The organism is Gordonia sp. 852002-50816_SCH5313054-c, assembly GCF_001665925.1.
Taxonomy (GTDB): Bacteria; Actinomycetota; Actinomycetes; order Mycobacteriales; family Mycobacteriaceae; genus Gordonia; species Gordonia jacobaea.
On the sequence record NZ_LZTE01000022.1, the window covers coordinates 127,910 to 139,778 of the forward strand.

10 protein-coding genes are annotated in these 11,869 nt (G+C 66.3%); 4 read left to right on the forward strand and 6 right to left on the reverse strand.

Translation table 11 applies throughout. The annotated features are described in order from the left end of the window. Positions 1-23: 23 nt before the first annotated feature. Positions 24-440: a cytochrome c oxidase subunit 4 gene (locus tag A5788_RS02285; protein ID WP_064864326.1), complete on the reverse strand. Its 417-nt coding sequence runs from the start codon at positions 438-440 to the stop codon at positions 24-26. Next, positions 437-1,534, reverse strand: a complete 1,098-nt coding sequence (gene ctaC / locus A5788_RS02290; protein ID WP_064864341.1) for an aa3-type cytochrome oxidase subunit II — start codon at positions 1,532-1,534, stop codon at positions 437-439. Before ctaC ends, A5788_RS02285 begins: the two co-directional genes overlap by 4 nt. 416 nt (positions 1,535-1,950) lie before the next feature. Between ctaC and asnB the strand changes: the two genes are divergently transcribed. Beyond that, on the forward strand, positions 1,951-3,876 hold the full coding sequence (gene asnB / locus A5788_RS02295) for an asparagine synthase (glutamine-hydrolyzing) (RefSeq protein ID WP_049698590.1): 1,926 nt from the start codon (positions 1,951-1,953) through the stop codon (positions 3,874-3,876). 370 nt (positions 3,877-4,246) lie between these two features. Here the strand turns inward: asnB and A5788_RS02300 are convergent, their stop codons facing one another. From A5788_RS02300 to A5788_RS02310, 3 genes are all read right to left on the reverse strand, one after another. After that, on the reverse strand, positions 4,247-5,218 hold the full coding sequence (locus A5788_RS02300) for a carbohydrate kinase family protein (RefSeq protein ID WP_197494450.1): 972 nt from the start codon (positions 5,216-5,218) through the stop codon (positions 4,247-4,249). A gap of 177 nt (positions 5,219-5,395) precedes the next feature. Then, positions 5,396-5,755: a HesB/IscA family protein gene (locus tag A5788_RS02305; protein ID WP_005209017.1), complete on the reverse strand. Its 360-nt coding sequence runs from the start codon at positions 5,753-5,755 to the stop codon at positions 5,396-5,398. Between the two features lie 212 nt (positions 5,756-5,967). Continuing rightward, positions 5,968-7,038, reverse strand: a complete 1,071-nt coding sequence (locus A5788_RS02310; protein WP_064864330.1) for a glycerate kinase family protein — start codon at positions 7,036-7,038, stop codon at positions 5,968-5,970. A 145-nt stretch (positions 7,039-7,183) separates the two neighbouring features. Between A5788_RS02310 and A5788_RS02315 the strand changes: the two genes are divergently transcribed. Genes A5788_RS02315 through A5788_RS02325 form a run of 3 tightly spaced genes read left to right on the forward strand, consistent with a single transcriptional unit; the run spans position 7,184 to position 10,497 of the window. After that, complete coding sequence (locus A5788_RS02315) at positions 7,184-7,876, forward strand: DUF3043 domain-containing protein (protein ID WP_064864332.1); 693 nt, start codon at positions 7,184-7,186, stop codon at positions 7,874-7,876. Between the two features lie 7 nt (positions 7,877-7,883). After that, on the forward strand, positions 7,884-9,692 hold the full coding sequence (cobT, locus tag A5788_RS02320; RefSeq protein ID WP_064864334.1) for a nicotinate-nucleotide--dimethylbenzimidazole phosphoribosyltransferase: 1,809 nt from the start codon (positions 7,884-7,886) through the stop codon (positions 9,690-9,692). Between the two features lie 19 nt (positions 9,693-9,711). After that, on the forward strand, positions 9,712-10,497 hold the full coding sequence (locus tag A5788_RS02325; RefSeq protein ID WP_064864336.1) for an adenosylcobinamide-GDP ribazoletransferase: 786 nt from the start codon (positions 9,712-9,714) through the stop codon (positions 10,495-10,497). A 108-nt stretch (positions 10,498-10,605) separates the two neighbouring features. Here A5788_RS02325 and A5788_RS02330 read toward each other — a convergent pair whose 3' ends face one another. Then, complete coding sequence (locus A5788_RS02330; RefSeq protein WP_049698270.1) at positions 10,606-11,712, reverse strand: branched-chain amino acid aminotransferase; 1,107 nt, start codon at positions 11,710-11,712, stop codon at positions 10,606-10,608. Positions 11,713-11,869 lie beyond the last annotated feature (157 nt).

Below are 11,869 nucleotides of genomic sequence, written 5' to 3' on the forward strand. Positions count from 1 at the left end.
TCCAGCGTGAAAGGGCTGCTCTGTCAGTGCTTCTCGGGTCCGACGATGTACTCGAAGACCATTCCGGCAGCACCACCGATGATGCACGCTGCCGCGAAGATCGCGAGCCAGAGGTTGCCGGTGGCGAATGCGACGGCAAACAGCGCTGCGCACGCGGCGATCACGATCGGCCACCACGAGCCCGGGCTGAAGAAGCCGAGTTCGCCGGCGCCGTCCTCGATCTCGGCGTCCTCGTAATCCTCGGGACGGATCTCGACGCGTCGTGAGACGAACCGGAAGTAGGTACCGGCGATCAGCGTCAGCCCGGCGCTGAAGAACATGGCGGTGACACCGACCCATTCGACGCCGTTCTCAGTCAGTGCAGTCAACACCGTGTAGATGACACCGCAACCTGCGAAGAAGAGCGTGAGCAGCTCGAAGAGTCTCGCTTCGATTTTCACTGGAGTGCTCCGATCGTGCAGTTCGCAAGCTTCGTGTTGCCGCCGTCACCCCTGGCACTCGCGGTTCCGTCGCTGGCACGACGCGTGTCGAACGGAACCGTGACGACTGACTCGGGCTGCTGGCAGATGTGTTCGAGCGCTTGCGCGTTCGTCTTGCCGGGATTCTCCTGCCGGTACTTGATGTACGCGTCGAAGTCCTGTGGCGACACTGCACGAACCTCGAAGTTCATCATCGAGTGGTACGTGCCGCACATTTCCGCGCAGCGACCGACAAATGCACCTTCACGGTCGATCGACGAGATCTGGAAGCGGTTGTCGGTGTGGTTCTGCTTCGGGAACGGCATGACGTCGCGCTTGAACAGGAACTCCGGAACCCAGAACGAGTGGATGACGTCAGCAGACGCCAGATCGAACTCGATCCGCTTGCTCGTCGGCAGCACGAGAACGGGGATCGTCGCCGACGATCCGACAGTCTCGATCTGGTTGAACTTCAGGTAGTCCCGCACGTCGTTGCTACGGCCACCGTCGGGGCCGGGGAGCTCGATGGTCTCGCCGTCGTGGATCTGACGGGTGTTCGCGGTCTCGAGATCGAACGGGTTACCGTCGCGGACGAAGCCGTTGTACTTACTACCGTCGTCGAACGTGACGTCGCGGTAGCCGAACTTCCAGTTCCACTGGAATGCGGTGACGTCGACGACGACCTTCGAATCGTCGGTCTTCTTCTCGACGTTGGTCTGCACGATGACGGTGAAGTAGAAGAGCACCGCGATGATCACGAACGGGATGGCCGTATATGCCAGCTCGAGCGGGACGTTGTAGGCGGTCTGGCGAGGGAACTCGTCCTTGCCCTCACCCGGCTTGTAGCGGTGGAAAGTGATCGTCCAGAAGATCAGAGCCCAGACGATGATGCCCATCACAAGTGCCGCGATGACCGACCAGCTCCACAGGTTGCCCATGTCGGTGGCCTCGGGGGTCACACCGTGCGGCCAGCCGAACCGCATCGCCGTTCGTCCGTCGCAACCCGACATCAACAGTGCGCCGACGCCAAGCGCCGCGACAGCTCCGACCCGCTTGAGGCCGACCCGGTTGGCCATCCGCGACGCCGACGTGGCACGCCGTACGCGGGGCCGTTCACCGTGTGCCAATTTCACGCCTTCCTGCCAGCTCGGAACCGTCGATCAGACGTCCGAGTCGCATCCCACCTGACCTGCAATGACACGCTTGGCGACATCGAACCCGCAGGCAACTGTCACCGTGCAGCGGGCACCGAAGCGCAGCCTTCGCGCCATGTACTACGCAGCGTAGACCAACTCGCGGGAACTTTTTCGGTTGGGGTGACTTCGCGCGTCGAAATCGTTTTCCGGCCCAGGTAAGACCCTCCCGACCGCGTGTTTCGACGACCCGCGAGCCCTATCCGGAAGGTCGCGCCGACCCCGCATACGGCATACTCGTCACCGCGGCGGTGACGTCATCGCCGACCATCGTCCCCGCGTCGAAAGAGGCTTTACTGGTGTGTGGCTTGCTCGGTCTGCTGACCTCCGATGAGACGGCGACTGATGCCGTCGATCTCGTCGCCAACGCCTCGCACTGCATGCGCCACCGCGGCCCGGACGAGCCCGGCACGTGGAATGACGCCGACATCGTGCTCGGCTTCAATCGACTGTCGATCATCGACATCGATCATTCGCATCAGCCACTTCGGTGGGGACCGCCGGAGAACCCCGACAGGTACGCCCTCGTCTTCAACGGCGAGATCTACAACTACCTGGAGATCCGCGCGCAACTCGCCGCTGACGAGGGCGCGACGTTCCGCACCGAGGGCGACGGCGAGGCGATCGTCGCGGCCTTCCATCACTGGGGACCCGACGCGGTCCGACGACTTCGCGGCATGTTCGCGTTCGCCATCTGGGACACCGAGACGCGCTCACTGTTCCTGGCCCGCGATCCGTTCGGCATCAAGCCCATGTTCATCGCAACCGGACCCGGTGGGACCGCGTTCGGCAGCGAGAAGAAGAGCCTCCTGGAGCTGATCGGACGCCTCGGCCTGCCCGACACTCTCGACGAGCGCGCTCTCGAGCATTACGTCGTGCTGCAGTACGTTCCAGAGCCCGAGTCGCTGCACTCGTCGATCCGTCGTCTCGAATCGGGTTCGTACGCGACGGTCCGTCCCGGCAGCGCGCCGTCGGTCACCCGCTACTTCAGCCCGCAGTTCTCGGTCCGTCCCTTCACCGACGCCACACGTCAGAAGCGCTACGACGAGATCGCCGACGTCCTCTCCGACTCCGTCGCCAAACACATGCGCGCCGACGTCACCGTCGGGTCGTTCCTGTCCGGCGGTATCGATTCGACGGCCATCGCGGCGCTCGCGATCCAGCACAACCCCGACCTGATCACCTTCACCGCGGCATTCGAGCGTGAAGGCTATTCGGAGGCCGACGTCGCAGCGGAGTCCGCGGCAGCCATCGGGGCCCGGCACATCGTGCGGACCGTCACCCCCGAGGAGTACATCGCCGCGATCCCGGAGATCATCTGGTACCTCGACGATCCGGTCGCCGACCCCGCACTCGTCCCGCTGTACTTCGTGGCCCAGACCGCTCGCGAACACGTCAAGGTGGTGCTCTCGGGCGAGGGCGCCGACGAACTCTTCGGCGGGTACACGATCTACAAGGAGCCCCTCTCCCTGAAGGGCTTCGACCGCTTGCCCTCCACACTTCGACGCCTCGCAGGCAAGGTCTCCGACCGCATCCCCGAGGGCACCCGCGGCAAGAGTCTGTTGCATCGCGGATCGCTGACACTCGAGGAGCGCTACTACGGGAACGCGCGAAGCTTCGACGACGCCCGGCTGCGCGCCGTGCTGCGCGACTACCGTCCCGAGTGGACTCACACCGACGTCACCGAACCGATCTACGCGCGCAGCGATGGCTGGGACCCTGTGGCACGGATGCAGCACATCGATCTCTACACGTGGCTGCGCGGCGACATCCTGGTCAAGGCCGACAAGATGACGATGGCCAATTCACTGGAACTGCGAGTGCCGTTCTTGGACAACGAGGTGTTCAAGGTCGCCGAGGCGCTGCCGTTCGACGAGAAGATCAGCCACGGCACCACCAAATACGCACTGCGCAAGGCACTCGAGCAGATCGTTCCGCCGCACGTTTTGCATCGCAAGAAGCTCGGTTTCCCCGTCCCCATCCGCCACTGGCTCGCCGGGCCGGAGATGTACGACTGGGCACGCGAGACGATCGAGAAGTCGCAGACCGAGTACCTGCTGAACAAGCAGCCGATCCTCGACATGCTCGACGAGCACCGCGCGGGCACCGTCGACAACAGCCGACGCCTCTGGACGCTCCTGATGTTCATGATCTGGCACGCGATCTTCGTCGAGAAGACCCTCGTACCCGATATCACCGACCACAGCTACCCCGTGCGGCTGTAGTGATCTCGACAAGCTCGATCAGCGGAGGACGGCTCGATCAGCGAAAAGGGCTCGCCACCGCTGGTTGAGCAGGCCGCGAGCGCAGCGAGCAGCCGTCCGTCGAAACCACCCCACCCCCACTGGTTGAGCCGGCGTTGGCTGAAGTGATCTCGACAAGCTCGATCAGCGGAGGTGGCTCGATCAGCGGAGGACGGCTCGATCAGCGGAAAGGGCTCGCCCCCCGATCGACCAGGCGGCCCCACCGCTGGTTGAGCAGGCCGCGAGCGCAGCGAGCAGCCGTCCGTCGAAACCACCCCCACCCCCACTGGTTGAGCAGGCCGCGAGCGCAGCGAGCAGCCGTCCGTCGAAACCACCCGCCGCGCGGCCGCGCTCAGATCGCTGCGGCGATCTCCTTCGCGGCGTCGGGGCCGTACGCGCCCTCGATGCGACTGAGCGCGGAGTCGCGGTCCCACGACCAATCCTGCGTCGACACGGTTTCGAGGACCAGCACGGCGACCATCGAGCCGACCTGTGCGGCGCGCTCGAATCCGAGGCCTGCGGACAGCGACGAGAGGAATCCCGCGCGGAAGCCGTCGCCGACGCCGGTCGGGTCGACCTTCTCCGTCTCCGGGACAACGGCCACGTGCGTGCGCGTGCCGTCGCGGTCGACAATCTCGACACCGCCTGAACCGAGGGTCGTGACGCGCACGCCGATCAACTCGGCGACCTGCGCCTCCGACAGCCCGGTCTTCTGACGCAGCAGACCCCACTCGTACTCGTTGGTGAACAGGTAGGCGGCGCCGTCGATGAGCTCCCGTGCCTGCTCGCCGTCGAGTCGCGCGAGCTGCTGCGACGGGTCGGCGGCGAACGGGATGCCGAGGCGTCGACATTCCTTGGTGTGCCGAAGCATTGCTGCCGGATCGTCGGCACCGATCAACACGATCTCCGGTGCACCGACGCGTTCGACGACCTCGCCGAGATCGATCTCGCGCGCCTCACTCATCGCACCCGCGTAGAACGTCGCGAGCTGCGCCATCGTCTCGTCGGTGGTGCACATGAAGCGAGCCGTGTGGTGCGTCTCGGAGATGCGTACGCCGCGGCAGTCGACGCCGTGCGCCTCGAGCCACTGGCGATAGTCGTGAAAGTCCGATCCCACCGAACCGACGAGCACCGGCGACTGCCCCAGCTCACCCATCGCATACGTGATGTTGCCTGCGACACCGCCGCGTCGGACCACGAGATCCTCGACGAGGAAGCTGAGCGAAATGTGCTCGAGATGATCGGCGAGAATCTGCTCCGAGAACTTCCCCGGGAACTTCATCAGATGATCTGTCGCGATGGAACCACATACAACGATTGCCACGTACTCCCCAAGCCTCTCAGCGTTTGTGATGGCACGCCGCGCGAGCCGGCGTTCGAGATGGCCCGCCGCGCGAGCCAACCATGAACCGCATCACACGCTACCGAAAGCCTCGGAAATGACTGACCGCACCCCGGCGTCGCCGAGGTGCGGTCAGAAATTACAGGCGTACTACAGCCCTCAGTTGAACGAGTCGCCGCAGGCGCAGCTACCCGTCGCGTTGGGGTTGTCGATGGTGAAACCCTGCTTCTCGATGGTGTCGACGAAGTCGATCGTGGCGCCCTGCACGTACGGCGAGCTCATTCGGTCGACAGCCAGCTTGACGCCACCGAAGTCTGCGGTGAGGTCGCCATCGAGCGAGCGGTCGTCGAAGAAGAGCTGGTAGCGCAGGCCTGCGCAGCCTCCGGGCTGCACTGCGATACGCAGCGCCAGGTCGTCACGACCCTCTTGGTCGAGCAGCGCCTTGGCCTTGGCGGCTGCAGCGTCGGTCAGGATGACGCCGGTGGTGGTCGCGGTTCCGGATTCGTTCTGAACGGTCATCGATGCTCCTCGTACTGTGATGGCGCCGTTGGTGCTCGGCCCCGGTCGTGCTGCCATGTATCACACAGCTCTGATGTACGCCGCGCTGTGGCAGCGACTCGAACGCGTCGGCTGACGATGCAGGCCTTTTGTTCGTCTGTTGTCAACGGTACCCCCTATGTGCATATTCCCGGAGTGTGCACATGCCTGTGGGTCGTCGAACGCAGGCTTTCTCACCCACTCGGGAGCCACGACGCCGCGGCGCGCGCCGCGAGAGCGGTGAGTTGATTGCGCGCGTCGCTCATGGCGAGTTCGACCGATCCCGCCTGGTCGACGATCGAGTGGGCACCCGCTATCCCGGCCCCGGCGATCTCTTCCGGAGTCAAAGCCACCTGACCTGCGAACACGACCGTCGGCGCACCCACCTCGGTTGCCGCAGCATTCAGTGCCGACACGACCTTCCCGCGCAGCGTCTGGGAATCGAACTTTCCCTCACCGGTCAGCACCAGGTCCGTGCGAGCGATCTCAGTGGCCTGATCGGTTGCCTCTCCCACGACCGTCGCACCGGACACGCGACGCGCACCCAATGCGAGCAATGCTGCGCCGAGCCCACCGGCGGCTCCGGCTCCCGGCTCACCACTGACGTCACGACCAGCGATCGATGCCAGCACCCGCGACCATTGGGTCAGTCGCTCTTCTAGACGCCCGACGGTCTCGGCGTCCGCACCCTTCTGAGGGCCGAACACAGAGGCGGCCCCCAGCGGTCCCAGCAGTGGATTCTCGACGTCGGACGCAGCGATCAGCGCGACGTCGGCGAAACGCTCCGCTGCCCGCGCCGACCCACCCAGGGCGTCGATGAACCCATGGCCGCCGTCGGTCGTGGCACTCCCACCTAGACCAACGACCACTTCGCGGACCCCGGCCCGCAATGCAGCGTCGACGAGCAGCCCCACACCGTAGGTGTCTGCCGACTGCGCGGTGCGCGGCGTCGGCCCACCACCGAGTTGATGCAGGCCGCACGCCTGCGCGCACTCGATGTAGGCGACGAGCCGCTCGGGCTCCCTGTCGTCGAGCAACCACTGTGCGGTGATCGCGGCACCGAGTGGACCGACGACCCGCTCGGTCACCGTGCGTCCGAAGCGTGCTGCGAGGACGTCGACGAATCCCGGTCCGCCGTCGGACTGCGGCGCGAGCGTGATCTCGTCGTCCGGCCTGCCCGCCGACCACCCTTCGCCGATGGCGTTGGCGGCCTCGACCGCCGTGAGCGTGTCGCCGAACGAATCCGGCGCTATCAGGACTCGCATTCGCCCCACCTCTGCTCGCTCGACACCCGGGCGTCGACGCAGGTGCTCGCGGTCGTCTCACACGCTCGTATCCTCGGGCCCATGCCCGGAAAGTATAGGGAGGTCGACGAACCGCGGCAGCGCTAGATCGCCTACCCTCGAAGACGTGAGACTGCCATGGAACAAGGACGACGACACCGCCGACGAGGGCACCCTGTCGCTCAAAAAAGCGCCGACGACGGCCGTCGACGACACGGAGACCGAGTCCGAGTCCGAGACCAAGGGCAGCGCATACACAGCGGGTAAGGGGCGCCCGACACCGTCGCGTCGCGAGGCAGAAGGCCGACGTCGAGGCCCGGTCGCGCCTCCGCCGACGACCCGCGCCGAGGCACGTGCCCGCAAGAAGCAGCTCAAGAGCTCGATGTCGCGCGAGGACCGTCGCAAACTCAACGACGATCGCCGCAACCAACGCGCGGAGCAGCGCGAAAAGATGATGGCAGGCGACGAGCGCTACCTGATGCCCCGCGACAAGGGTCCGGTGCGGCGCTACACCCGCGACCTCGTCGACTCGCGACGCAACTTCGCCGGACTGTTCATGCCGTTCGCGGTGGTGCTGATCGTGGTGATGTTCCTGCCGTCGATCGCCGCGTACGCGAACTTCGTCCTGCTGGCATTCGTCGTGCTGATGGCCGTCGACGCCGTCATCCTGGGCAGGCTGGTCAACAAGCGCGTCCGCGAGCGCTTCCCCGACACCGACGACACCGGCTTCCGCCTCGGCTGGTACGCCTTCACCCGCGCCATGCAGCTCCGCCGGATGCGCGCACCCAAGCCGCAGGTGTCTGCGGGCGACGAGGTCTGAACCGACAATGACCACGAGGGGCACCCGCACACTGGTGCTCGGGGGCGTGCGGTCGGGCAAATCGGGGGTTGGCGAGGCACTGCTCGCCGAACACGCCGAGGTCCGCTACATCGCGACCGGGCCGACACTGACCTCCGATGCGGAGTGGGTCGCGCGAGTCGAGGAACATCGACGACGCCGCGACGAGCGGTACACGACCGTCGAGACCACCGATCTCACCGCCGAGCTGTCGACGACGCCAGACGTCGCCACACTGGTCGACGACCTCGGCAACTGGCTGGCCGCCGACATCGACGCCACCAACGGCTGGGAATCGCCGATCGACCGCTCCGATCGCACGGAGCAATTGTGCGCGGCGATCAGTGCCGTCACCGCGGACCTCGTCATCATCAGCCCCGAGGTCGGGCTGGCACCGGTCCCCTCGACCGCCGTCGGCCGCGCGTTCCAGGACGAACTCGGTGCCCTGAATTCGGCCGTCGCAGCCGTCTGCGACCGCGTCCTGCTCGTCGTCGCCGGCCGCGTCGTCGAACTCCCCGCCGACTTCCCCACCCCGGCGGCGCAGACGGCACAGCAGCAAAGGTCACCACAGAAACCGGCGGCACCCGACGTCGCACCGACGGCAGCCGCAACCGCATCCGCGGTAGCCATTACTGCAGCCGCTACTGCACCGAAAGCCCCGGACACCGCAACGGCAGCGTCCGGCAGCATGTCGGAATCTCCCAAAGTCGACGCGACCGATGCCGAGGTTTTCGACCACATCGACCGTCCGGACGAGTCCGTCGCGCAGGCGGCGCGCGACCGTCAGCTCACCTTGACCAAGCCCGCTGGTTCGCTCGGCAGGCTCGAAGACCTCAGCGTGTGGATCGCCGCATGTCAGGGCGAGTGTCCACCCCGCTCGATCGAGCAGGCGAACGTGGTGGTGTTCGCGGGTGATCACGGCGTCGCGCAGGCCGGCGTCTCCGCGTACCCGCCCGAGGTGACCGCGCAGATGGTCGCGAACATCGCCTCGGGAGGCGCAGCGGTCAACGTCCTCGCCCGCCAGAGCGGCGCGACGGTGCATGTCGTCGACATGTCGGTCGACGCCGACACCCCACCCGAGGTCTCGCGCTACAAGGTTCGACGCGGCAGCGGCGACCTCCGCGTCACCGATGCGTTGACCATCGCCGAGGCTCGCGCGTCCATCGCGGCAGGACGTGCCATCGTCGACGACTTGGTCGACTCTGGTGCCGACCTTCTCATCGCGGGTGAGATGGGCATCGGAAACACCACTCCCGCAGCGATTCTCGTCGGTACCCTGACCCGCCACGAGCCGGTCGAAGTAGTCGGCCGCGGCACCGGCATCGACGACCTCGGCTGGATGCGGAAGACCGCAGCCATCCGCGACGGTATGCGGCGCGGCCGACGCTACATCCATGATCCCCTCGCACTCGTCGCGGCCGTCGGCGGCGCCGATATCGCCGCAATGGCCGGGTTCCTGGCACAGGCCGCCGTGCGTCGCACACCGGTGATCCTCGACGGTGTGGTGGTCACGGCTGCCGCACTCGTGGCGGCCGAACTGGCTCCGGGCGCCGTGAGCTGGTGGGTCGCCGGTCACCGGTCGGTCGAACCCGCGCACACCTTCGCGCTCGAACACCTCGACCTCGAGCCCATCCTCGACCTGCGGATGCGCCTCGGCGAAGGCAGCGGCGCGCTGATGGCGCTGCCCGTCGTCTCCTCGTCCGTGGAGATCCTGCGTGGCATGTCGACGTTCGACGAGGCGGGAATCAGCGATTCCGACTCGTCGGCGGCCCTGACCACCAGCGACGCGGGGGTCTGACCCGGGCGTGGGCGGCAGGATGTCGCCGGTCGACGCTCTCGCGGGTGCGTTCTCATGGCTGACCGTCGTGCCTATCCCAGTGCGCAACAACACTTTTGATCGACGATTCGGCGCCGCGGCGATCGCTGCGGTTCCAGTTGTCGGCCTCGCCCTCGGCGCTCTTGTCGCTGTCGTGGCGTGGGCGTTGAGTCTGACCGACCTCCCCACCACCCTGATCGGCATTGTGCTCGTCGTCGTCCTCGGTGTGGGGACACGGGGCATGCATCTCGACGGCTTGGCCGACACCGCGGACGGCCTCGGATGCTACGGCCCACCCGAACGGGTCGCCGAGGTCATGCGCAGCGGATCAGCGGGACCGTTCGGGGTGGCGACCATCGCGGCGGTGATGATCGTCGACACAGCGGGATTCGCTGCGCTGACCGGTGATTCGCGATGGCCGGCCATTGCCGCGGCGGTTTTCGTCGGGCGCGTGGCCGCCGTGATCGCCTGTCGACGGTCGCTACCGCCGGCACGCTCCACCGGATTCGGCGCACTCGTCGCGGGTACCCAACGGGCATCAATCGTCGTGTGGTCGGTGTTGGCGATCGTCGCGATGGTGGTCGCGGGCGGTTGGCAGTCGTTGTCGCCCAACGTGTTCGACGTCGGATCGGCGTTGGGTGCGGCCGTCACAGCCGTGATCGTGCTCGGCTTCGCGTGGTTGTTCACCCGGCACTGCGCGCGCCGGATGGGTGGGATCAACGGCGACGTGCTCGGCGCAGTCATCGAGCTGTCGACGGCCATAGCCCTTGTGGGACTACTGATCTGAGTGCCGCTAGCTGACCACAGGCTCCGACGGTTCTGACCCGGATACGCCGCGGGCCCCCGAGGCCGGAGCGTCGAGGACCCGTCGGACGTCTGGATCAGGGGATCCGGATCAGGCCGGATACAGCGTCGTCATCCACCCGTGGGTGTCGGCGAACGTACCGCGCTGAATGCCGGTGAGTGTGTCGCGAAGCGCCTGGGTGACCTCACCCGTGGTGCCGTTGCCGATCGTGTAGTCGTCGGTCTCGCTCTTCACGTGGCCGACCGGTGTGATGACCGCGGCTGTGCCGCACGCGAAGACCTCGGTGATGTCGCCCGACGTGACACCCTTGCGGAGTTCCTCGGTGGAGATGCGTCGTTCCTCGACGGAGAACCCGGCGTCGATCGCGAGGGTGAGCAGCGATTCACGCGTGATACCCGGCAGCAGCGAGCCGGACAGTTCCGGAGTCACCAGCCGCGCGTCGGCTCCCGAGCCGAACACGAAGAACAGGTTCATGCCGCCCATCTCCTCGATGAAGCGACGCTCCACCGCGTCGAGCCAGACCACCTGGTCGCAGCCCTGCGCGGTGGCCTGCGCCTGCGCAAGGAAGGCCGCGGCGTAGTTGCCGCCGCACTTCGCAGCGCCGGTACCACCGGGTGCCGCGCGCACATATTCGGTCGACAGCCACACGCTGACCGGCTTGATCCCGCCGGAGAAGTAGGCGCCTGCGGGCGAGCCGATCACCGAATAGACGTACTGCGACGACGGCGCGTTGACTCCGAGGCCCGCCTGCGAGGCGAACATGAACGGGCGCAGGTACAGCGATTCCTCGCCGCCTGCGGGCGGAACCCACGCGTTGTCGGCAGCCAGCAGTGCCCGTAGTGATTCGATGAAGTCGTCGACGGGCAGAGGCGGCATCGCGAGGCGTTCAGCGGAACGCTGCAGCCGCAGTGCGTTGGCCTCCGGACGGAACGCGGCGATCGAGCCGTCGGGCTGCCGGTACGCCTTCAGACCTTCGAAGACTTCCTGTCCGTAATGCAGAACCATCGCCGACGGATCGAGCGCGATCGGTCCGTACGGCGTGACCTTCGCACTGTGCCAACCGCGATCTATGTCGTAGTCCACCAGCACCATGTTGTCGGTGAAGTACTTGCCGAATCCTGGAGCGGAGAGGATCTCCGCCCGACGGGATTCCGACACCGGATGGGGATGCTCGGTACGGGTGAACTGCAAGGTCATTGGCCTATGGTAACGCCGCGAAGAAAACCTACCCTCACCGACCACCCACGCTGATCGAGACGCCCCGCCCGCTCATCGAGACGCCCCTCCCGCTGATCGAGCTTGTCGAGATCACCCCTGTCTCTTATACACATCTGACGCTGCCGACGATCGCATA